Source organism: Enterobacter asburiae (genome assembly GCF_001521715.1).
Lineage (GTDB): Bacteria > Pseudomonadota > Gammaproteobacteria > Enterobacterales > Enterobacteriaceae > Enterobacter > Enterobacter asburiae.
The window spans coordinates 2,796,415-2,819,422 of record NZ_CP011863.1 but is presented as its reverse complement, the minus strand read 5'-3'; the positions used below and the strand labels follow the sequence as shown (position 1 = coordinate 2,819,422).

Here is a 23,008-nt window from a genome sequence, read left to right as displayed (position 1 = left end):
TTGTCAGTCTTAGGGCGCCTTGCTACGAGCATAAAAAAACCCGCGCAGTGGCGCGGGTTTTTAGTCTTACTGGTGACGATTCAACGCTGAATTTCGCCCGCCAGTCTACCGCGCACAGTGGATGCGTTTAGTAGTAGTAGACCGGTGAAACGAATGGTGCGTGTCATGAATCGTGCTCCGTTAAATTCAATATGCTTTTAGTGGTACTGGATACGGCTGTTCATGTCAACCCCTGAGGATGAAAACGGGCCCGACAGAAGGAATCAACAGGATATTCACTTTAGCTAATTGTGCTGGTTTTAGCTTTACTGACCAAACTAATTGTCTAATTTTGGACTTAAAAAAAGAGTTGCAGAAACAAATAAAAATAATTGTTTAAAAATGAGTGAAATGTCTTGAAAAGGATGCTTTGTGCTTAAAGAGTTTGGATATCATTAAGTTATAAATGCAGTGAATCTATTTCTGAGTGCTAAAAAACGAACGGAGATAACAGGTTGTTAACTAAATGTAGGGAGATAACAATAACAGTTTAATAATGCTTAAGTCATCATTAACCTGATGGCAATTGTATATTTATTTGGTTTATGGTTTCATTCAGATCCTAAAGTCAAACATATCATTTTTGCTCATTAATTTTCGTTAATATAGAGTCTTTATATATTCCGAATTTTAAATAATTCTCTTTCGCTGATCGTATTTGCATGATAAATCATATTTTTCGAGATTATTACAGTACGTTGGCAAAGGAGTGTAGCGTGACAGTGGAGTCAGAAGTGCCAGAAAATAATATTAAACAGTCTCAAGCTACTGATGGGATTAAACCGCAGTTACGCACGGTGGATCTGAATCTTCTGACGGTGTTTGATGCGGTCATGCAGGAACAGAATATCACCCGCGCGGCTCAAGCGTTGGGGATGTCACAACCTGCGGTGAGTAATGCCGTTGCCAGACTTAAGCTCATGTTTAACGACGAATTATTTGTTCGTTACGGGAGGGGGATCCAGCCTACCGCACGCGCATTCCAGCTGTTCGGCTCCATCCGTCAGGCGTTGCAACTGGTCCAAAATGAGCTGCCGGGATCGGGCTTTGAACCTTTAAGCAGCGAGCGCGTATTTCATCTTTGTGTCTGCAGCCCCTTAGATAATTATTTAACGTCAATTATCTATAATAAAGTTGAAGAGATTGCACCAAATATCCATCTTGTTTTTAAATCATCTCTGAATCAAAACACGGAACATCAGTTACGCTATCAGGAGATCGAATTCGTTCTGGGATATGAAGAGTTCCGTCGTCCGGAATTTTCCTGCGTGCCGCTGTTTAAAGATGAAATGGTTCTGGTCGCCAGTAAAAAACACCCGCGCCTGAATTCCCCGCTGCGAGAAAACGATGTTTATAACGAGCAGCACGCCGTTGTTGCGCTCGACAGATATGCATCCTTTAGCCTGCCGTGGTATGACACTGCGGATAAACAGGCGAGCGTGGCTTATCAGGGCATGGCCATGGTCAGCGTATTAAACGTGGTTTCCCAGACACCGCTGGTGGCAATTGCGCCGCGCTGGCTGGCAGAAGAGTTTTCTGACCCTTTAAATCTGCAAATTTTGCCTCTGCCGCTCAAGCTAAATAGCCGTACCTGTTATCTTTCCTGGCATGAAGCCGCGGGCCGGGATAAAGGACATCAGTGGATGGAAGAGTTGCTGGTTGGCATCTGCCGCCGGTAAATGCATCAGGATAAATCGCATCGGTTTATGTGGTTTATCCTGAGTTTTTTTAGATAATTGCTATTTTGTTCTGTGAGTCTTTTTTTCGAGCTGCTCTCCGGCGCGCAAAAATAGATGATTTCCTGCATTGTCGCGGTTTTCAGCGATGATTTATCACCCCATCCTCTATTCTCAGAGGAATTAACCATATCTTCTGATAACAGCTGCTTTTTCTGCTTTACGCACCGTTTATCTCACCGGGTTTGCTAATTGCCTGCCTCATAACGAGCGGTTAAGGTAAAGAACACTCTGCAAAATATAAGATTGGTTTATCCCAATCGTAAGACGGTGCGGAAATGAATTCGGCAGTCCGTCTATAACAAAATGCCTGGAGGCAAAGCATGGAGATGTTGTCTGGCGCGGAAATGGTCGTTCGGTCGCTGATCGATCAGGGCGTAAAGCAAGTGTTCGGCTACCCTGGCGGTGCGGTTCTCGATATTTATGATGCGCTGCATACGGTTGGGGGCATTGACCATGTTCTGGTACGTCACGAGCAGGCGGCGGTACACATGGCTGACGGCCTGGCACGTGCGACGGGTGAAGTGGGCGTGGTATTAGTCACGTCCGGCCCCGGTGCGACAAACGCCATTACCGGCATTGCGACGGCCTATATGGACTCCATTCCGCTGGTGATCCTCTCCGGGCAGGTGGCAACCTCACTGATTGGCTACGATGCGTTTCAGGAGTGCGACATGGTCGGGATTTCGCGTCCCGTTGTGAAGCACAGCTTCCTGGTCAAGCAAACAGAAGACATTCCCGGCATACTGAAAAAAGCCTTCTGGCTGGCGGCGAGCGGACGCCCGGGACCGGTGGTGGTCGATCTGCCTAAAGATATTCTCAACCCGGCAAACAAGCTGCCTTATGTCTGGCCGGAATCGGTCAGCATGCGCTCTTATAACCCCACAACGCAGGGGCATAAAGGTCAGATCAAGCGAGCGTTGCAAACGCTTCTGGCGGCCAAAAAACCGGTGGTCTATGTCGGTGGCGGGGCGATCAACTCTGCCTGTGAAGCCCAGCTTCGTGAACTGATTGAAAAGCTTAACCTTCCCGTTGCGTCGTCGCTGATGGGGCTGGGGGCGTTCCCTGCCACCCATCGTCAGGCGCTGGGGATGCTGGGTATGCACGGTACCTATGAAGCCAACATGACAATGCATCATTCCGATGTGATCTTTGCCGTCGGCGTGCGCTTTGACGATCGCACCACCAACAACCTGGCGAAGTATTGTCCGAACGCCACCGTGCTGCACATTGATATCGATCCAACGTCAATTTCAAAAACGGTGTCGGCTGATGTGCCGATCGTCGGCGATGCCCGTCAGGTTCTGGAGCAAATGCTGGATCTGCTGACCCAGGAGAGTGCAACCCAGCCGCTGGATGAGATCCGCGACTGGTGGCAGCAGATTGAACAGTGGCGCGCGCGTCAGTGCCTGAAATATGACACGCAAAGTGAAAACATTAAGCCGCAGGCGGTCATTGAAGCGGTGTGGCGTCTGACGAAAGGTGAGGCGTACGTGACCTCAGACGTGGGGCAGCATCAGATGTTTGCCGCGCTGTATTACCCGTTTGATAAACCGCGACACTGGATCAACTCCGGTGGTTTAGGAACGATGGGCTTTGGTCTGCCTGCCGCGCTGGGCGTGAAGCTGGCGCTGCCGAATGAAACCGTCGTCTGCGTGACGGGGGACGGCAGTATTCAGATGAATATTCAGGAGCTGTCTACCGCGCTGCAATATGAACTGCCGGTACTGGTGCTGAACCTGAATAACGGGTATCTCGGTATGGTCAAGCAGTGGCAGGATATGATCTACTCTGGCCGTCACTCCCAGTCCTACATGAAATCGCTGCCAGATTTTGTTCGTCTTGCTGAAGCTTATGGCCACGTAGGCATGCGGGTGACCGATCCGGCTGAGCTGGAAACGAAGCTCGCACAGGCGCTTGAGCACGTTAAAAACAACCGCCTCGTCTTTATGGATGTGATTGTTGATGGAACCGAGCACGTTTATCCGATGCATATTCGTGGTGGTGGTATGGATGAAATGTGGTTAAGCAAAACGGAGAGAACCTGATATGCGCCGGATATTATCTGTTTTACTGGAAAACGAGTCTGGCGCACTGTCGCGCGTCATTGGCCTTTTTGCGCAGCGCGGCTATAACATTGAAAGCCTGACCGTTGCCCCGACGGAAGACCCGACGCTGTCGCGCATGACGATCCAAACCGTCGGCGATGCCAAAGTACTTGAGCAAATTGAAAAACAGCTGCATAAGCTGGTCGATGTACTGCGCGTGAGCGAGCTGGGGCAGGGGGCCTACGTTGAACGTGAGGTCATGCTGGTGAAAATCCAGGCCAGTGGCTACGGGCGTGATGAAGTCAAACGCAATGCGGATATTTTCCGCGGACAGATTATCGACGTCACGCCTTCTCTTTATACGGTTCAGCTGGTCGGGACAAGCGACAAGCTGGATGCTTTCCTGACGTCCGTGCGGGACGTCGCAAAAATTGTCGAGGTCGCGAGATCGGGTGTTGTGGGTCTTTCACGCGGCGAGAAAATCATGCGTTAGTTGTCAAAAAGGTTCGCCTCTTTCTGCCCGGTCACCAAAGCCGGGCTTTTTTTTGCGTAATCAGCCGACAACGCAGATAAAAGCGGTTGCCGCGAAGGCTTTTCTGCGTTTAGATGTTAAAAGATTTAACCATAACCTTGACAGGGCCATGGACTCTTTTCTTTTTTTAAGGGGCAATTGTGAAACTGGATGAAATCGCCCGGCTAGCCGGCGTGTCACGAACAACGGCCAGCTATGTGATTAACGGTAAAGCAAAGCAGTACCGTGTCAGCGACAAGACCGTTGAAAAAGTTATGGCGGTGGTTCGTGAGCATAACTACCATCCGAATGCTGTCGCAGCCGGTCTGCGTGCCGGGCGTACCCGCTCTATTGGTCTGGTGATCCCTGACCTGGAAAACACCAGCTATACCCGTATCGCCAACTATCTTGAACGTCAGGCGCGCCAGCGCGGCTATCAACTGCTGATTGCCTGCTCGGAAGACCAGCCCGACAACGAGATGCGCTGCATTGAGCATCTGCTCCAGCGTCAGGTGGATGCTATCATCGTGTCGACCTCCTTGCCGCCAGAGCATCCGTTCTACCAGCGCTGGGCGAACGACCCGTTCCCAATCGTTGCGCTGGATCGCGCGCTCGATCGCGAGCATTTCACCAGCGTCGTGGGTGCGGATCAGGATGATGCAGAAATGCTGGCCGCAGAGCTGAGAACATTTCCCGCTGAGACAGTGCTGTATCTTGGCGCGTTGCCCGAGCTTTCCGTGAGCTTCCTGCGCGAGCAGGGATTCAGAACCGCCTGGAAAGACGATCCGCGCGAGGTTCACTACCTCTATGCCAATAGCTACGAGCGTGAAGCCGCGGCACAGCTGTTCGAAAAATGGCTGGAAACGCACCCGATGCCTCAGGCGCTGTTCACCACCTCGTTCGCGTTGCTGCAGGGCGTCATGGATGTGACCTTACGCCGTGAAGGTAAGCTGCCCTCCGATCTGGCGATTGCCACGTTCGGGGATAACGAGCTGCTCGACTTCCTCCAGTGCCCGGTGCTGGCGGTAGCACAGCGTCACCGCGATGTGGCTGAACGCGTGCTGGAGATTGTGCTGGCAAGCCTGGATGAGCCGCGCAAACCGAAGCCGGGCCTGACGCGGATCAAACGTAATCTCTACCATCGCGGAATTTTAAGCCGCCAAAAATGAAATGACTGGGGCGGCGAAATCTGCCCCATTTTGTTGCGATAATTCGTGCGCATAATTCCCGGAGAGAAATTAGGATAATTCTTGAGAGATCCTAATCGCCTATTTTCTTAATTCATTCTGGCTTTTAAATTGGCCCTTTAAAGAACGTCCGGGCGATTTTAAACAGCTATCTTTGTATTAATTTGTTACAAACCCTCTTCGGCCGATGAATATTCAGACGTTTTTCCTCCTCCTTTGTCAGCTTCCGTGGCAACCGCCGCGCTTACCGGGTGCCCGAGTGAATCTGGCGCTGTTATCCCCTGAGAATCTGTCATAAAATGCTGCCCGCGTCGCAAACTGACACTTTATATTTATCTGCGATGATATTGAGTGAGCTTAAACGCTAGTGTGCATATTCGGTTTTTTTCTTACAAATATTCATAACGTTAATTTTGCCTCGCCAGTTGTGCAGTTATTAACCAGGACTGTTTATCTCTGTAAATAGAGGGCTTTCGAGTCCTTATAGGGAGAGTCCTGGCTTGACAAGCTTTTCCCTCGCTCCGTAAACTCCTTTAGGTGGGAATTTGTGGGTTAAAGTGGTGAGGAGGGGTGAGACTGGCATGTTCCGTGGAGCTACGTTAGTCAATCTCGACAGCAAAGGGCGTTTATCGGTACCAACCCGATACCGCGACCAGCTGATTGAGAACGCTGCGGGTCAAATGGTTTGCACCATTGACATTAACTCCCCCTGCCTGCTGCTTTACCCCTTGCCTGAATGGGAAATTATTGAGCAAAAGCTGTCGCGACTGTCGAGCATGAACCCGCAGGAACGCCGCGTGCAGCGGCTGTTATTGGGACATGCCAGTGAATGTCAGATGGATAACGCAGGGCGATTACTGATTGCGCCTGTGTTGCGGCAACATGCCGGTCTGACCAAAGAAGTGATGCTGGTCGGGCAGTTCAACAAGTTTGAACTGTGGGATGAAACGACCTGGTATCAACAGGTCAAGGAAGATATCGACGCTGAGCAGTCTGATTCCGCGACATTATCGGAACGGCTGCAGGACTTGTCTCTATAAATATGATGGAAAATTATAAACATAAAACGGTGTTACTGGACGAGGCCGTTAACGGTCTGAATATTCGTCCGGATGGCATCTACATTGATGGCACGTTTGGTCGCGGTGGTCACTCGCGTTTGATTCTCTCCCAGCTTGGAGAGGAAGGACGTCTGCTGGCAATCGATCGCGATCCGCAGGCTATTGCCGTTGCACAGACCATCAATGATCCACGCTTTTCCATCGTGCATGGACCTTTCTCTGCGCTCGCGGAATATGTAGCTGAGCGCGGCCTGACGGGCAAGATCGACGGGATTCTTCTCGATCTTGGCGTCTCTTCACCCCAACTTGATGATGCTGAACGTGGTTTCTCCTTTATGCGTGATGGTCCGCTGGACATGCGTATGGACCCGACGCGCGGTCAGTCTGCCGCTGAGTGGTTACAGACCGCTGACGAAGCTGATATTGCATGGGTCATCAAAACGTTCGGCGAAGAGCGCTTTGGCAAACGTATTGCGCGCGCCATCGTTGAGCGCAATCGCATTGAGCCAATGACCCGCACCAAAGAGTTGGCTGAGGTGATCGCGGCGGCGACACCGGTGAAGGATAAGCACAAACATCCCGCGACCCGTACCTTCCAGGCGGTTCGCATCTGGGTAAACAGTGAACTGGAGGAAATAGAGCTGGCGCTAAAAAGCTCGCTCGACGTGCTGGCCCCGGGTGGGCGGTTATCCATCATCAGCTTCCATTCGCTGGAAGACCGTATTGTGAAACGCTTTATGCGTGAACAAAGCCGCGGTCCACAGGTGCCAGCGGGGCTGCCGATGACGGAAGAACAACTCAGGAAGCTGGGTGGCCGTCAGTTGCGAGCATTAGGCAAGTTGATGCCGGGCGAAGAAGAAGTGGCAGAGAATCCACGCGCCCGTAGTTCAGTGCTGCGTGTTGCAGAGAGGACGAACGCATGATCGGCAGAGTGACAGAGACCCTAAGCAAAGTTAAGGATTCGTTAGGAAGCAACGAGCGCCATGCCTTGCCTGGCGTGATCGGCGACGATCTTTTGCGGTTTGGGAAACTGCCACTCTGTCTGTTCATTTGCATCATTGTCACGGCAGTTACGGTGGTGACCACCGCCCACCATACACGTTTATTGACTGCGCAACGCGAGCAGATGGTACTGGAACGCGATGCGCTGGATATTGAATGGCGAAATCTGATCCTTGAAGAAAACGCGCTCGGCGATCACAGCCGGGTTGAACGGATCGCAACGGAAAAGCTGCAACTGCAGCATGTTGATCCTTCGCAGGAAAATATCGTAGTACAAAAATAAGGGAAAACGCGACGCATGAAAGCAGCGGCAAAAACGCTAAAACCAAAACGTCAGGAAGAACAGGCCAACTTTATCAGTTGGCGTTTTGCGTTGCTTTGCGGCTGCATCTTACTCGCTCTGGGTTTTCTGCTGGGACGCGTGGCCTGGCTGCAAATCGTCGCCCCTGACATGCTGGTGCGCCAGGGCGACATGCGCTCCCTGCGCGTCCAGGAAGTGTCGACATCCCGCGGGATGATCACCGACCGTTCGGGTCGTCCGCTGGCCGTGAGCGTGCCGGTGAAGGCGATCTGGGCCGATCCTAAAGAGCTGCACGACGCTGGCGGTATCACGCTTGATAACCGCTGGAAGGCGCTTGCGGACGCGCTGAAGATGCCGCTGGACCAGTTAGCTTCACGCGTGAATACGAACCCGAGAGGGCGTTTTATCTATCTGGCGCGTCAGGTGAACCCTGATATGGCGGACTACATCAAAAAATTGAAGCTGCCGGGGATCCATCTGCGTGAAGAATCTCGTCGTTACTATCCTTCCGGCGAAGTAACCGCTCACCTCATTGGCTTTACTAACGTCGATAGCCAGGGGATTGAAGGCGTTGAAAAAAGCTTTGATAAATGGCTCACCGGCCAGCCCGGCGAGCGCATTGTGCGTAAAGACCGCTATGGTCGCGTGATCGAGGATATTTCCTCAACGGACAGCCAGGCCGCGCACAACCTTGCACTGAGTATCGATGAGCGGTTACAGGCGCTGGTTTACCGCGAGCTGAACAATGCCGTGGCCTTCAACAAAGCGGAATCGGGCAGTGCCGTGTTAGTCGACGTCAACACGGGTGAAGTGTTGGCGATGGCCAATAGCCCTTCCTACAACCCTAACAATCTCACCGGTACGCAGAAGGATGTTATGCGTAACCGTACCATCACCGACGTGTTCGAACCGGGTTCGACCGTTAAGCCGATGGTGGTCATGACTGCACTTCAGCGCGGTATCGTCAATGAAAACACCGTACTGAATACCATTCCATACCGAATTAACGGCCACGAAATCAAAGACGTGGCGCGCTACAGCGAATTGACCCTGACCGGGGTGTTACAGAAGTCGAGTAACGTCGGTGTTTCAAAGCTGGCGTTAGCGATGCCGTCCTCAGCGTTAGTAGAGACTTACTCACGTTTTGGGCTTGGAAAGGCGACCAATTTGGGGTTGGTCGGAGAACGCAGTGGCTTATATCCTCAAAAACAACGGTGGTCTGACATAGAGAGGGCCACCTTCTCTTTCGGCTACGGGCTAATGGTGACACCGTTACAGTTAGCGCGAGTCTACGCAACGATCGGCAGCTATGGCGTTTATCGTCCGCTGTCGATTACCAAAGTTGATCCACCGGTTCCCGGCGAGCGTATCTTCCCGGAATCAACCGTCCGTACTGTTGTTCATATGATGGAAAGCGTAGCGCTGCCAGGCGGCGGCGGCGTGAAGGCGGCAATCAAAGGTTATCGCATCGCCATCAAGACCGGTACGGCGAAAAAAGTAGGGCCGGACGGCCGCTATATCAACAAATACATTGCCTATACCGCAGGCGTTGCGCCTGCAAGCAATCCGCGTTTTGCGCTGGTGGTCGTGATAAACGATCCACAGGCGGGTAAATACTACGGCGGCGCCGTCTCCGCGCCTGTGTTCGGGGCTATCATGGGCGGCGTGTTACGCACCATGAACATTGAACCGGATGCGCTGGCGACGGGCGAAAAAAGTGAATTTGTAATTAATCAAGGCGAGGGTACAGGTGGCAGATCGTAATTTGCGCGACCTTCTCGCTCCGTGGGTGCCAAATGCACCGGAGCGAGCACTGCGAGAGATGGTACTGGACAGCCGCGTGGCTGCTTCTGGCGATCTTTTTGTGGCGGTGGTCGGTCATCAGGCGGACGGGCGTCGTTATATCCCGCAGGCGATTGCGCAAGGTGTGGCTGCCATTATTGCTGAGGCGAAAGATGAGGCAACCGACGGTGAGATCCGTGAAATGCACGGTGTGCCGGTTATCTATCTCAGCCAGTTGAACGAGCGTCTTTCCGCGCTGGCGGGACGTTTTTATCACGAACCTTCCGACCAGCTGCGTCTGGTTGGCGTGACGGGTACCAACGGTAAAACCACTACCACTCAACTGATGGCGCAGTGGGCCCAGCTGCTGGGTGAAACCGGTGCGGTGATGGGTACCGTGGGTAACGGCCTGCTGGGCAAAGTGAGCCCGACGGAAAACACTACCGGCTCGGCGGTAGACGTACAGCATGTGCTTGCCGGTCTGGCAGGGCAGGGGGCAACCTTTGCTGCGATGGAAGTCTCTTCGCACGGTCTGGTTCAGCACCGCGTCGCGGCGCTGAAATTTGCTGCTTCCGTGTTTACCAACCTGAGCCGCGATCATCTTGATTATCACGGTGATATGGAGCATTACGAAGCCGCGAAATGGCTGCTGTTCTCTACTCACCATTACGGACAAGCCATCATCAACGCCGACGACGAAGTGGGCCGCCGCTGGCTGGCGAAGCTGCCGGATGCGGTTGCGGTGTCGATGGAAGACCATATCAATCCGAACTGCCACGGCCGCTGGCTGAAGGCGGTTGAGGTGAATTATCACGACAGCGGGGCGACAATCCGCTTTGCCTCTTCCTGGGGTGAAGGTGAAATTGAAAGCCGCCTGATGGGCGCGTTTAACGTCAGCAACCTGCTGCTGGCCCTGGCAACGCTGCTGGCGCTGGGTTATCCGATGGCTGAACTGCTGAAAACCTCAGCGCGTCTGCAGCCTGTATGCGGCCGTATGGAAGTGTTCAGCGCGCCGGGCAAGCCGACCGTTGTGGTTGATTATGCCCACACGCCGGATGCGCTGGAAAAAGCGCTGGAAGCGGCGCGCCTGCACTGCACAGGGAAGCTCTGGTGCGTGTTTGGCTGCGGCGGCGATCGCGATAAAGGCAAACGCCCGCTGATGGGGGCTATTGCCGAGCAGTTCGCAGATATTCCAGTTGTGACCGATGACAACCCGCGTACCGAAGAGCCGCGCGCCATCATCAATGACATTCTGGCGGGCATGCTGGACGCGGGCCGTGCTCGCGTGGTGGAAGGCCGTGCGGAAGCCGTGACCAACACCATCATGCAGGCGCGGGAGAATGATGTTGTCCTGCTGGCGGGTAAAGGCCATGAAGATTATCAGATCGTTGGCAATCGCCGTCTGGACTACTCGGACCGCGTAACGGCAGCACGCCTGCTGGGAGTCGTGGCATGATTAGCATCACGTTAAGCCAGGCCGCTGCTATTCTGCAGGGCGACCTGCACGGGCAAGACCTGACCATTGATGCCGTAACGACGGACACCCGCAAAATCACCGCAGGCTGTCTGTTTGTGGCGCTGAAAGGCGAGCGTTTTGACGCGCATGATTTCGCAGAACAGGCCAAAGAGAACGGTGCCAGTGCGCTGCTCGTCAGCCGCAGGCTCGATATCAATCTGCCACAAATTGTGGTGAAAGATACGCGTCTTGCGTTCGGTGAGCTGGCCGCCTGGGTTCGTCAGCAGGTCCCTACTCGCGTTGTCGCCTTGACCGGATCATCAGGCAAGACGTCGGTGAAAGAGATGACGGCGGCGATCCTCAGCCAGTGCGGGAATACGCTTTATACCGCGGGCAACCTCAATAATGACATCGGCGTGCCGATGACATTACTCCGCCTGACCAAAGAACATGAATTTGCGGTGATCGAGTTAGGGGCAAACCACCAGGGCGAAATCGCCTGGACCGTGAGCCTGACTCGCCCGGAAGCCGCGCTGGTTAATAACCTCGCGGCGGCGCATCTGGAAGGTTTTGGTTCGCTGGAAGGCGTGGCGAAAGCCAAAGGTGAGATTTACACCGGCCTGCCGGATGACGGCATCGCCATTCTGAATGCCGATAACAACGACTGGCTGAACTGGCAAAGCATCATCGGTTCACGTAAAACCTGGCGCTTCTCGCCGAATGCGGCCAACAGTGATTTTACCGCGACCAATATCCACGTGACGTCGCACGGTACGGAGTTCACCCTCACCACCCCAACGGGTGGCGTTGATGTGCTGCTGCCGCTGCCGGGTCGCCATAACATCGCCAATGCGCTTGCGGCGGCGGCGCTGTCGACGGCGGTGGGCGCGTCGCATGAAGCGATTAAAACCGGGCTGGCGAACCTAAAAGCCGTGCCGGGACGTCTTTTCCCGATTCAGCTTTCGGAAAACAAGCTGCTGCTGGATGATTCCTACAACGCGAACGTTGGCTCAATGACGGCGGCGGTGCAGGTTTTATCTGAAATGCCGGGCTACCGCATCATGGTGGTTGGCGATATGGCAGAGCTGGGCGACGAAAGCGAAGCCTGCCATACGCAGGTCGGTGAAGCGGCGAAAGCGGCGGGGCTGGACTGCGTGCTGAGCGCAGGAAAACTGAGCCAGGCGATTAGCCATGCCAGCGGCGTAGGCGAGCATTTTGCTGATAAAACCGCGTTGATAGCGCGCCTTAAGGCGTTGATTACAGAAAAACAAATTGTGACTGTGTTAGTGAAAGGTTCACGTAGTGCCGCCATGGAAGAGGTTGTGCACGCATTACAGGAGAACGGGACATGTTAGTTTGGCTGGCCGAACATTTGGTCAAATATTATTCAGGCTTTAACGTCTTTTCGTATCTGACGTTTCGCGCCATCGTCAGCCTGCTGACTGCGCTGTTCATCTCGTTGTGGATGGGCCCGCGCATGATTGCCCGTCTGCAAAAACTCTCTTTCGGCCAGGTTGTGCGTAACGACGGTCCGGAATCGCACTTCAGCAAGCGCGGCACGCCGACGATGGGCGGGATCATGATCCTGACCGCCATCGTCGTTTCCGTGCTGCTGTGGGCGTATCCCTCCAACCCGTACGTCTGGTGCGTTCTGACGGTACTGGTGGGTTACGGGATCATCGGTTTTGTTGATGATTACCGCAAAGTCGTCCGCAAAGATACTAAGGGCCTGATCGCGCGCTGGAAATATTTCTGGATGTCGGTGATCGCGCTGGGCGTGGCCTTCGCGCTGTATCTGGCCGGGAAAGATACGCCAGCCACCGAGCTGGTCGTGCCGTTCTTTAAGGACGTAATGCCACAGCTGGGGCTGTTCTACATCCTGCTGGCCTACTTTGTGATTGTCGGTACCGGCAACGCCGTTAACCTGACCGACGGTCTGGATGGTCTGGCGATTATGCCAACCGTCTTTGTGGCTGCCGGTTTTGCGCTGGTGGCGTGGGCGACCGGTAACATGAACTTTGCAAATTACCTGCACATCCCTTATCTGCGCCACGCGGGTGAACTGGTGATCGTCTGTACGGCGATTGTCGGCGCGGGGCTGGGCTTCCTGTGGTTCAACACCTATCCGGCGCAGGTCTTTATGGGGGACGTCGGTTCTCTGGCTTTGGGCGGTGCGCTCGGCATTATCGCCGTACTGCTGCGTCAGGAGTTCCTGCTGGTGATCATGGGCGGCGTGTTTGTGGTTGAAACCCTATCGGTGATTTTGCAGGTCGGTTCCTTCAAGCTGCGCGGTCAGCGCATCTTCCGTATGGCGCCGATTCACCACCACTATGAACTGAAAGGCTGGCCGGAGCCGCGCGTGATTGTGCGCTTCTGGATTATTTCGCTGATGCTGGTGCTGATTGGCCTGGCAACGCTGAAGGTACGTTAATCATGGCAGATTACCAGGGCAAAAAAGTCGTTATCATCGGGTTGGGCCTCACGGGGCTCTCCTGCGTGGACTTTTTCCTCGCACGCAGCGTGACGCCACGCGTGATGGATACGCGTGTCTCTCCGCCGGGTCTGGACAAACTGCCGGAACAGGTTGAACGCCACCTTGGTGGTCTGAATGATGACTGGCTGCTGGCAGCCGATCTGATTGTCGCCAGCCCGGGTATGGCGCTGGCGCACCCCTCGCTGAGCGCTGCCGCGGATGCGGGCGTTGAGATTGTCGGCGATATCGAGCTGTTCTGCCGCGAAGCGCAGGCACCCGTTATCGCCATTACCGGTTCTAACGGTAAAAGCACCGTCACCACCCTGGTGGGTGAAATGGCGAAAGCGGCGGGAATGAACGTCGGCGTTGGCGGTAATATTGGTTTACCTGCTCTGATGCTGCTGGACAAAGGCTGCGAGCTGTATGTTCTCGAGCTTTCCAGCTTCCAGCTGGAAACCACCTCCAGCCTGCATGCTGCGGCTGCGACGATCCTCAACGTGACTGAAGATCATATGGACAGGTATCCATTTGGTCTACAGCAGTACCGTGCCGCCAAGCTCCGCGTTTATGAAAATGCCAAAGTATGCGTTGTAAACGCCGATGACGCGCTGACCATGCCCGTACGCGGTGCAGACGATCGCTGTATTAGCTTCGGTATCACGATGGGGGATTACCACCTGAACCGTCAGCTGGGCGAAACCTGGCTGCGCGTGAAAGGTGAGAAAGTGCTGAACGTGAAAGAGATGAAGCTCTCAGGTCAGCACAACTATACCAATGCCCTGGCGGCGCTGGCGCTGGCGGATGCAGTAGGGCTGCCGCGCTCCTCCAGCCTGAAAGCGTTAACCACGTTTTCTGGTCTCGCGCACCGTTTCCAGCTGGCGCTGGAGCACAACGGCGTGCGCTGGATCAACGACTCCAAAGCCACCAACGTGGGCAGCACCGAGGCCGCGCTCAACGGTCTGCACGTTGACGGCACCCTGCATTTGCTGCTGGGCGGCGACGGTAAATCAGCTGATTTCTCCTCCCTGAAGCCGTATCTCGCCGGAGATAACATCCGCCTGTACTGCTTCGGCCGTGACGGCAGCGAGCTGGCTGAACTGCGCCCTGAGGTTGCCGAGCAAACCGAAACCATGGAACAGGCTATGCGGCTGATTGCTCCTCGCGTGAAGCCAGGCGATATGGTGCTGCTCTCTCCGGCCTGTGCCAGCCTCGATCAATTCAAGAATTTCGAACAGCGTGGTGATGTCTTTACCCGCCTGGCGAAGGAGTTAGGCTAATGCGTTTATCTCTCCCTCGCCTGAAAATGCCGCGCCTGCCAGGATTTGGGATCCTGGCATGGGTGTTTGCGGCGCTCAAAGGCTGGGTGATGGGCTCTCGTCAAAAAGATAACGACAGCCTGGTCATGTACGATCGCACGCTGTTCTGGCTCACGATGGGGCTGGCGGCGGTCGGCTTCATTATGGTGACGTCAGCCTCAATGCCCGTCGGGCAGCGTCTGGCGAACGATCCTTTCCTGTTTGCCAAGCGTGATGGTCTTTACATCATCCTGGCGTTCTGCCTGGCGCTGGTGACCTTGCGTCTGCCGATGGAGTTCTGGCAGCGGCACAGTACGGCGATGCTGATCGCCTCGATTATTATGCTGCTGATCGTACTGGTGGTGGGGAGCTCTGTTAACGGGGCATCGCGCTGGATCGCCTTTGGCCCTCTGCGCATTCAGCCTGCGGAATTTACCAAGCTTTCCCTGTTCTGCTACCTGGCTAACTACCTGGTGCGTAAGGTTGATGAAGTGCGTAACAACCTGCGCGGCTTCTTAAAACCGATGGGCGTGATTCTGGTGCTGGCGGTATTACTGCTGGCGCAGCCTGACCTCGGTACCGTTGTCGTGCTGTTCGTTACTACTCTGGCCATGCTGTTCCTGGCGGGCGCGAAGCTGTGGCAGTTCATCGCTATCATCGGGATGGGTATTTCGGCGGTTGTGCTGCTTATCCTCGCCGAGCCTTACCGTATTCGACGTGTGACCTCGTTCTGGAACCCGTGGGAAGATCCGTTCGGCAGCGGTTATCAGCTGACGCAGTCGCTGATGGCCTTTGGTCGCGGTGAAGTCTGGGGGCAGGGGCTGGGTAACTCGGTACAGAAACTGGAGTATTTACCGGAAGCGCATACTGACTTCATCTTCTCCATTATTGCGGAAGAACTGGGTTATATCGGTGTGGTATTAGCGCTATTAATGGTATTCTTCGTCGCTTTCCGCGCCATGTCCATCGGCCGGAAAGCGCTGGAGATCGATCACCGCTTCTCAGGATTCTTAGCCTGCTCAATTGGTATCTGGTTTAGCTTCCAGGCATTGGTTAACGTCGGGGCCGCAGCGGGTATGCTGCCGACCAAAGGTCTGACGTTGCCGTTGATCAGTTATGGTGGTTCCAGTCTGTTGATTATGTCGACGGCCATCATGTTTTTGTTGCGCATAGATTATGAAACGCGTCTGGAAAAAGCCCAGGCGTTTACACGAGGTTCACGATGAATCAACCGAAGCGGTTAATGGTGATGGCAGGCGGTACCGGTGGACACGTGTTCCCGGGACTGGCGGTTGCGCACCATTTAATGGATCAGGGCTGGCAGGTACGCTGGCTGGGAACCGCAGACCGCATGGAGGCCGACCTGGTGCCGAAGCACGGTATCGAGATCGACTTTATTCGTATTTCCGGCCTTCGGGGCAAGGGCCTCAAGGCAATGCTGCTGGCACCGGTGCGTATTTTTAACGCCTGGCGTCAGGCGCGCACCATCATGAAGCGCTTTAAGCCCGATGTGGTGCTGGGCATGGGCGGCTATGTCTCGGGTCCTGGCGGGCTGGCGGCGTGGTCGTTAGGCATTCCCGTTGTGCTGCATGAACAGAACGGTATTGCCGGACTGACCAACAAGTGGCTGGCGAAAATCGCTACCAAAGTTATGCAGGCGTTTCCCGGCGCGTTCCCGAAAGCGGACGTGGTGGGTAACCCGGTGCGTGTGGACGTGCTGGCGCTGCCGCTGCCGGATGCTCGCCTGACGGGCCGTGAAGGGCCGGTTCGTGTACTGGTCGTCGGCGGCTCTCAGGGCGCACGCATTTTAAACCAGACGATGCCGCAGGTTGCCGCAAAGCTGGGGGGTACCGTGACGATCTGGCACCAGAGCGGAAAAGGCGCTCAGCAGACCGTTGAGCAAGCTTACGCAGACGAAGGCCAGCCGCAGCATAAAGTTACAGAGTTTATCGACGACATGGCGGCAGCGTATGCCTGGGCCGATGTCGTGGTTTGTCGTTCAGGCGCGCTGACGGTGAGCGAGATTGCCGCCGCGGGTCTGCCGGCCCTGTTTGTGCCGTTCCAGCACAAAGACAGACAGCAGTACTGGAATGCGCTGCCGCTTGAGAAAGCCGGAGCCGCGAAGATATTTGAACAGCCACAATTTACCGCCGACGCGGTCGCCACCACCCTGGCGGGCTGGAACAGAGACGCACTGCTGGAGATGGCGCAACGCGCGCGCGCGGCCGCTATCCCTGATGCGACGGTACGGGTGGCAAAAGAAGTGAGCCTGGCAGCCCAGGCTTAACCCTCGCAGCGCGTGTTGCGCTGCACGAATTTTAAGTAGTCGATGGCGTTTAGAGAATGAATACACAACAACTGGCAAAACTGCGTTCAATCGTGCCCGAGATGCGTCGCGTCCGGCACATTCACTTTGTTGGCATCGGTGGTGCTGGCATGGGCGGTATTGCCGAAGTGTTAGCTAACGAAGGCTATCAGATCAGCGGGTCTGACCTGGCGCCAAACCCTGTAACGCAGCAGCTGGCGTCGCTTGGGGCGACTATCTATTTCAACCATCGCCCGGAAAACGTGCGCGATGCGAGCGTGGTGGTGGTCTCGAGCGCTATCTCCTCTGACAACCCGGAAATCGTTGCCGCGCATGAAGCGCGCATTCCGGTGATCCGCCGTGCAGAAATGCTGGCGGAACTGATGCGTTTCCGTCACGGCATCGCCATTGCCGGGACCCACGGTAAAACCACGACCACGGCGATGGTCTCCAGTATTTATGCGGAAGCGGGTCTCGACCCGACGTTCGTCAACGGCGGTCTGGTCAAAGCAGCGGGCGTACATGCGCGTCTGGGCCACAGTCGTTATCTGATTGCCGAAGCGGATGAGAGCGACGCGTCGTTCCTGCACCTGCAGCCGATGGTGGCGATTGTCACTAACATCGAAGCTGACCATATGGATACCTACCAGGGCGACTTCGAGAACTTAAAGCAGACCTTCATCAACTTCCTGCACAACCTGCCGTTCTATGGACGCGCGGTGATGTGCGTAGACGATCCGGTGATCCGCGAGCTGCTGCCGCGCGTGGGTCGTCAAATCACCACTTACGGCTTCAGCGAAGACGCTGACGTCCGCGTGGAAGAGTACAAACAGATTGGTGCGCAGGGGCATTTCACCCTGGCGCGTCAGGACAAAGAGCTGCTGCACGTCACGCTGAATGCGCCAGGGCGCCATAATGCCCTCAACGCCGCAGCGGCAGTGGCCGTCGCGACGGAAGAAGGCATTGATGATGATGCGATTCTGCGCGCGCTGGAAAGCTTCCAGGGCACCGGTCGTCGCTTCGACTTCCTTGGCGAATTCACGCTGGACGCCGTTAACGGTAAAGCCGGCACAGCGATGCTGGTGGACGACTACGGCCACCATCCGACCGAAGTGGACGCCACCATTAAAGCCGCGCGTGCAGGCTGGCCTGACAAAAATCTGGTGATGATCTTCCAGCCGCACCGCTTCACGCGTACGCGCGATCTGTACGACGATTTCGCCAGCGTCCTGTCACAGGTAGACACCCTGTTAATGCTGGACGTGTACGCCGCAGGCGAGACGCCGATTCCGGGTGCTGACAGCCGTTCCCTGTGTCGTACCATCCGTGGACGCGGTAAAGTTGACCCTATTCTGGTTTCTGACCCTGCACAGGTGGCGGAAATTCTGGCACCGGTCCTGACAGGTAATGATTTGATTCTGATTCAGGGCGCGGGAAATATCGGCAAAATCGCCCGTACCTTAGCTGAAATCAAACTGAAGCCGCAAACCCAGGAGGATGAGCATCATGGCTGATAAGATTGCTGTCCTGTCTGGCGGCACCTCCGCCGAGCGCGAGGTTTCCCTGAATTCCGGCGCGGCCGTGCTGGCGGGCCTGCGCGAAGGTGGCGTCAATGCGCACCTGGTTGACCCAAAAGAGGTCGACGTGACGCAATTAAAAGCCATGGGCTTCGATAAAGTCTTTATCGCATTGCATGGTCGCGGCGGTGAAGACGGCACCCTGCAGGGGCTTCTGGATTTGATCGGCATGCCGTACACCGGCAGCGGCGTGATGGCCTCCGCTATCTCTATGGATAAACTGCGCAGCAAGCTTCTGTGGCAGGGCGCGGGGTTGCCCGTTGCGCCATGGGTAGCACTGACGCGTCGCGAATTTGAATTGGGCCTGCCGGATAGCGTTAATACACGCATTGCTGAACTGGGCTTACCGGTTATTGTAAAGCCCAGCCGGGAAGGTTCCAGCGTGGGAATGTCCAAAGTCGACAAAGCTGAAGATCTTTCGTCCGCTTTAGCACTGGCATTTCAACATGATGAAGAAGTTCTGATTGAAAAATGGCTCAGCGGGCCGGAATTTACCGTCGCGATGCTTGGCGAAGAAATTTTACCGTCAATCCGTATCCAACCGGCCGGAACCTTCTATGATTATGAGGCGAAGTATCTCTCTGATGAGACGCAATATTTCTGCCCTTGTGGTCTTGAAGCTGAGCGTGAAGCAGATTTACAGTCCCTGGTGCTTAAAGCCTGGCATGTTCTCGGTTGTCAGGGCTGGGGACGCATCGACGTGATGCAGGACAGTGACGGACAGTTTTATCTGCTGGAAGCGAATACCTCTCCGGGAATGACCAGCCACAGCCTTGTGCCGATGGCCGCGCGCCAGGCGGGGATGAGTTTCTCGCAGTTAGTCGTACGCATTCTGGACCAGGCGGGCTGATATGTCTCAGGCTGCATTGAACACGCGCAACCGCGATGACGAGGACGAATACGCCTCTTCACGCCGCAGTAATGGAACGCGTCTTGCAGGCATCATTTTCCTGCTGGGGGTGCTGTGCACCGTGTTTATCAGCGGCTGGATGGTCCTGGGCTGGATGGAAGATGCGCAGCGGTTGCCGCTTTCTAAGCTGGTGGTCACCGGTGAGCGTCACTACACGCGTAACGACGATATTCGCCAGTCAATACTGGCGCTGGGCTCGCCTGGAACCTTTATGACGCAGGACGTCAATATTATCCAGAGCCAGATAGAACGTCTGCCATGGATAAAACAGGCGAGCGTAAGAAAGCAATGGCCTGATGAATTGAAGATTCATCTGGTTGAATATGTGCCCATTGCGCGTTGGAATGATCAGCACATGGTTGACGCAGACGGAAATTCCTTCAGCGTCCCGGCCGATCGTGTCAACAAGCAAAATTTACCGATGTTGTATGGCCCGGAAGGTAGCGAAAACGAAGTATTACAGGGTTTTCGTGAAATGGGTCAGGTGCTGGCGAAGGACAGGTTTACGTTAAAAGATGCAGCCATGACGGCGCGCCGTTCCTGGCAGCTGACGTTAACGAACGGCATTAAGCTCAACCTGGGACGCGGCGACACAATGAAGCGTCTGGCGCGTTTTGTCGAACTTTACCCGGTTTTACAGCAGCAGGCACAGACTGACGGCAAACGGATAAGCTACGTTGATTTGCGCTATGACTCAGGCGCAGCAGTCGGTTGGGTACCGGCTCCGGTCGAGGAACCTAATCAGCAACAGAATCAGGCACAGGTACAGGCAGAACAACAATGATCAAGGCGACGGACAGAAAACTGGTAGTTGGACTGGAGATTGGCACCGCGAAGGTTGCCGCTTTAGTAGGGGAAGTTCTGCCCGACGGTATGGTCAATATCATTGGCGTAGGCAGTTGCCCGTCCCGTGGTATGGATAAAGGTGGGGTAAACGATCTTGAATCGGTGGTGAAATGCGTTCAGCGCGCCATCGATCAGGCTGAATTGATGGCAGATTGCCAGATTTCTTCTGTCTATCTGGCCCTTTCTGGCAAGCACATTAGCTGCCAGAACGAAATCGGTATGGTGCCGATTTCCGAAGAAGAAGTGACGCAGGAAGACGTTGAAAACGTCGTGCACACGGCGAAATCCGTGCGTGTCCGCGACGAGCATCGCGTGCTGCATGTCATTCCGCAGGAATATGCGATTGACTATCAGGAAGGGATCAAGAACCCGGTCGGTCTTTCTGGCGTGCGTATGCAGGCAAAAGTGCACCTGATCACATGTCACAACGATATGGCGAAGAACATTGTAAAAGCCGTTGAACGTTGTGGCCTGAAAGTTGACCAACTTATTTTCGCCGGTCTGGCGGCAAGTTATTCCGTACTGACCGAAGATGAACGTGAACTGGGTGTCTGTGTGGTCGATATTGGTGGTGGTACAATGGACATCGCCGTGTATACCGGCGGTGCGTTGCGCCACACGAAAGTGATCCCTTATGCCGGGAACGTTGTGACCAGCGATATTGCTTACGCTTTTGGTACGCCGCCGAGCGATGCAGAAGCGATTAAAGTGCGACACGGCTGTGCGCTGGGATCTATCGTTGGCAAAGATGAGAGCGTTGAAGTGCCGAGCGTCGGTGGTCGTCCACCGCGTAGCCTGCAGCGCCAGACGTTGGCAGAGGTGATTGAGCCGCGCTATACCGAGCTGCTCAACCTGGTCAACGAAGAGATTTTACAGCTACAGGAACAGCTTCGTCAGCAGGGCGTTAAACATCATCTTGCGGCGGGGATTGTATTAACCGGCGGTGCAGCGCAAATTGAAGGTCTTGCGGCCTGTGCTCAGCGCGTATTCCATACGCAGGTGCGTATTGGTGCGCCGCTGAATATCACCGGTTTAACGGATTATGCTCAGGAGCCGTATTATTCAACGGCTGTGGGCCTGCTCCACTACGGGAAGGAATCTCATCTCAGTGGTGAAGCAGAAGTGGAAAAACGCGTCTCAGTGGGGTCGTGGGTCAAACGACTGAACAACTGGTTGCGAAAAGAGTTTTAATTTTTTTAAGAGACCGGAGAGAATTAGCGGTCTCGGGCGACAGGCACAACGGAGAGAGAAATTATGTTTGAACCTATGGAACTGACCAACGACGCGGTGATTAAAGTCATCGGCGTCGGTGGCGGCGGCGGTAACGCCGTAGAGCATATGGTGCGTGAACGCATTGAAGGTGTTGAATTTTTCGCAGTTAACACCGATGCGCAGGCACTGCGTAAGACGGCTGTAGGCCAGACTATCCAGATCGGCGGTGGTATCACCAAAGGGCTGGGTGCAGGGGCTAACCCGGAAGTCGGTCGCAATGCGGCTGAAGAAGATCGTGAAGCGCTGCGCGCTGCACTGGAAGGTGCGGACATGGTCTTCATCGCAGCAGGTATGGGTGGCGGTACCGGTACCGGCGCAGCACCTGTTGTGGCTGAAGTGGCAAAAGATTTAGGTATCCTGACCGTTGCTGTCGTGACCAAGCCTTTCAACTTTGAAGGCAAGAAGCGTATGGCCTTCGCGGAGCAGGGTATCACCGAGCTGTCCAAGCATGTGGACTCGCTGATCACCATCCCGAACGACAAGCTGTTGAAAGTTCTGGGTCGCGGTATCTCCCTGCTGGACGCATTCGGTGCAGCAAACGACGTGCTGAAAGGCGCGGTTCAGGGTATCGCTGAACTGATTACCCGTCCTGGCCTAATGAACGTTGACTTTGCAGACGTTCGCACCGTGATGTCCGAAATGGGCTACGCGATGATGGGCTCTGGCGTTGCCAGCGGTGAAGACCGTGCAGAAGAAGCGGCTGAAATGGCTATCTCTTCTCCACTGCTGGAAGATATCGATCTGTCTGGTGCGCGCGGCGTGCTGGTCAACATTACCGCTGGCTTTGACCTGCGTCTGGATGAGTTCGAAACCGTGGGTAACACTATCCGTGCGTTCGCCTCTGACAACGCTACCGTGGTAATCGGTACTTCCCTTGACCCTGAAATGAACGACGAGCTGCGTGTGACGGTAGTTGCGACCGGTATCGGTATGGACAAGCGTCCTGAGATCACCCTGGTGACCAACAAGCAGACTCAGCAACCGGTAATGGATCGTTACCAGCAGCACGGTATGTCTCCTCTGACTCAGGAGCAGAAACCGGCCGCAAAAGTGGTGAACGACCCAACGCCGCAAACGGCGAAAGAGCCAGATTATCTGGATATCCCGGCGTTCCTGCGTAAGCAAGCTGACTAAGAATTGGCTGGAATTAGGGGATTTGCGCTCTTTGTGCTAAACTGGCCCACCGTTAGTGATATACACTCTCGGT

20 protein-coding genes are annotated in these 23,008 nt (G+C 54.9%); 19 read left to right on the top strand and 1 reads right to left on the bottom strand.

Annotated features, from left to right (window positions below; translation table 11 throughout):
- Positions 1–80 precede the first annotated feature (80 nt).
- Entirely contained in the window at positions 81–167 is an 87-nt protein-coding gene (leuL, locus tag ACJ69_RS25990) for a leu operon leader peptide (RefSeq protein WP_071786497.1), read from the bottom strand.
- 606 nt (positions 168–773) lie between these two features.
- On the opposite strand from leuL, the gene leuO reads away from it, so the two are divergent.
- The 19 genes from leuO to ftsZ all read left to right on the top strand — a co-directional run bounded on the left by leuO (position 774) and on the right by ftsZ (position 22,935).
- The gene (gene leuO / locus ACJ69_RS13640; protein ID WP_054829521.1) at positions 774–1,718 is read left to right on the top strand and encodes a transcriptional regulator LeuO; all 945 of its coding nucleotides are present in this window, start codon (positions 774–776) and stop codon (positions 1,716–1,718) included.
- Positions 1,719–2,098: 380 nt separating this feature from the next.
- Positions 2,099–3,823: an acetolactate synthase 3 large subunit gene (gene ilvI, locus ACJ69_RS13635; RefSeq protein WP_029741224.1), complete on the top strand. Its 1,725-nt coding sequence runs from the start codon at positions 2,099–2,101 to the stop codon at positions 3,821–3,823.
- Between the two features lies 1 nt (position 3,824).
- The gene (gene ilvN, locus ACJ69_RS13630) at positions 3,825–4,316 is read left to right on the top strand and encodes an acetolactate synthase small subunit (protein ID WP_054829515.1); all 492 of its coding nucleotides are present in this window, start codon (positions 3,825–3,827) and stop codon (positions 4,314–4,316) included.
- Between the two features lie 179 nt (positions 4,317–4,495).
- Entirely contained in the window at positions 4,496–5,503 is a 1,008-nt protein-coding gene (cra, locus tag ACJ69_RS13625; RefSeq protein WP_008501993.1) for a catabolite repressor/activator, read from the top strand.
- 599 nt (positions 5,504–6,102) lie between these two features.
- A complete protein-coding gene (gene mraZ, locus ACJ69_RS13620; RefSeq protein ID WP_021240528.1) occupies positions 6,103–6,561 on the top strand; it encodes a division/cell wall cluster transcriptional repressor MraZ in 459 nt (152 codons plus the stop codon).
- A 2-nt stretch (positions 6,562–6,563) separates the two neighbouring features.
- On the top strand, positions 6,564–7,505 hold the full coding sequence (gene rsmH, locus ACJ69_RS13615) for a 16S rRNA (cytosine(1402)-N(4))-methyltransferase RsmH (protein ID WP_023310390.1): 942 nt from the start codon (positions 6,564–6,566) through the stop codon (positions 7,503–7,505).
- Positions 7,502–7,867, top strand: coding sequence for a cell division protein FtsL (ftsL, locus tag ACJ69_RS13610; protein WP_008501989.1), 366 nt, complete (start codon positions 7,502–7,504; stop codon positions 7,865–7,867). Before rsmH ends, ftsL begins: the two co-directional genes overlap by 4 nt.
- Positions 7,868–7,882: 15 nt before the next feature.
- Positions 7,883–9,649 carry a peptidoglycan glycosyltransferase FtsI gene (locus ACJ69_RS13605; RefSeq protein WP_029741225.1) on the top strand — a complete coding sequence of 589 codons (1,767 nt, stop codon included), beginning with the start codon at positions 7,883–7,885 and terminating at the stop codon, positions 9,647–9,649.
- Positions 9,636–11,123: a UDP-N-acetylmuramoyl-L-alanyl-D-glutamate--2,6-diaminopimelate ligase gene (gene murE, locus ACJ69_RS13600; protein WP_023334501.1), complete on the top strand. Its 1,488-nt coding sequence runs from the start codon at positions 9,636–9,638 to the stop codon at positions 11,121–11,123. Before ACJ69_RS13605 ends, murE begins: the two co-directional genes overlap by 14 nt.
- Complete coding sequence (murF, locus tag ACJ69_RS13595) at positions 11,120–12,478, top strand: UDP-N-acetylmuramoyl-tripeptide--D-alanyl-D-alanine ligase (protein WP_054829516.1); 1,359 nt, start codon at positions 11,120–11,122, stop codon at positions 12,476–12,478. The genes murE and murF overlap by 4 nt, the downstream gene beginning before the upstream one ends.
- Positions 12,472–13,554, top strand: a complete 1,083-nt coding sequence (mraY, locus tag ACJ69_RS13590; protein ID WP_008501985.1) for a phospho-N-acetylmuramoyl-pentapeptide-transferase — start codon at positions 12,472–12,474, stop codon at positions 13,552–13,554. Before murF ends, mraY begins: the two co-directional genes overlap by 7 nt.
- A gap of 2 nt (positions 13,555–13,556) precedes the next feature.
- The gene (murD, locus tag ACJ69_RS13585; RefSeq protein ID WP_059347185.1) at positions 13,557–14,873 is read left to right on the top strand and encodes a UDP-N-acetylmuramoyl-L-alanine--D-glutamate ligase; all 1,317 of its coding nucleotides are present in this window, start codon (positions 13,557–13,559) and stop codon (positions 14,871–14,873) included.
- On the top strand, positions 14,873–16,117 hold the full coding sequence (gene ftsW, locus ACJ69_RS13580; protein ID WP_023310395.1) for a cell division protein FtsW: 1,245 nt from the start codon (positions 14,873–14,875) through the stop codon (positions 16,115–16,117). Before murD ends, ftsW begins: the two co-directional genes overlap by 1 nt.
- Positions 16,114–17,178 carry an undecaprenyldiphospho-muramoylpentapeptide beta-N-acetylglucosaminyltransferase gene (gene murG / locus ACJ69_RS13575; protein WP_059347184.1) on the top strand — a complete coding sequence of 355 codons (1,065 nt, stop codon included), beginning with the start codon at positions 16,114–16,116 and terminating at the stop codon, positions 17,176–17,178. Before ftsW ends, murG begins: the two co-directional genes overlap by 4 nt.
- Positions 17,179–17,234: 56 nt before the next feature.
- Positions 17,235–18,710, top strand: a complete 1,476-nt coding sequence (gene murC / locus ACJ69_RS13570; protein ID WP_059347183.1) for a UDP-N-acetylmuramate--L-alanine ligase — start codon at positions 17,235–17,237, stop codon at positions 18,708–18,710.
- The gene (locus tag ACJ69_RS13565; RefSeq protein WP_029741229.1) at positions 18,703–19,623 is read left to right on the top strand and encodes a D-alanine--D-alanine ligase; all 921 of its coding nucleotides are present in this window, start codon (positions 18,703–18,705) and stop codon (positions 19,621–19,623) included. The genes murC and ACJ69_RS13565 overlap by 8 nt, the downstream gene beginning before the upstream one ends.
- A gap of 1 nt (position 19,624) precedes the next feature.
- The gene (ftsQ, locus tag ACJ69_RS13560) at positions 19,625–20,467 is read left to right on the top strand and encodes a cell division protein FtsQ (protein WP_023310399.1); all 843 of its coding nucleotides are present in this window, start codon (positions 19,625–19,627) and stop codon (positions 20,465–20,467) included.
- On the top strand, positions 20,464–21,720 hold the full coding sequence (gene ftsA / locus ACJ69_RS13555; protein ID WP_023334508.1) for a cell division protein FtsA: 1,257 nt from the start codon (positions 20,464–20,466) through the stop codon (positions 21,718–21,720). Before ftsQ ends, ftsA begins: the two co-directional genes overlap by 4 nt.
- Before the next feature lie 63 nt (positions 21,721–21,783).
- Positions 21,784–22,935, top strand: coding sequence for a cell division protein FtsZ (ftsZ, locus tag ACJ69_RS13550; RefSeq protein WP_008501978.1), 1,152 nt, complete (start codon positions 21,784–21,786; stop codon positions 22,933–22,935).
- Positions 22,936–23,008 lie beyond the last annotated feature (73 nt).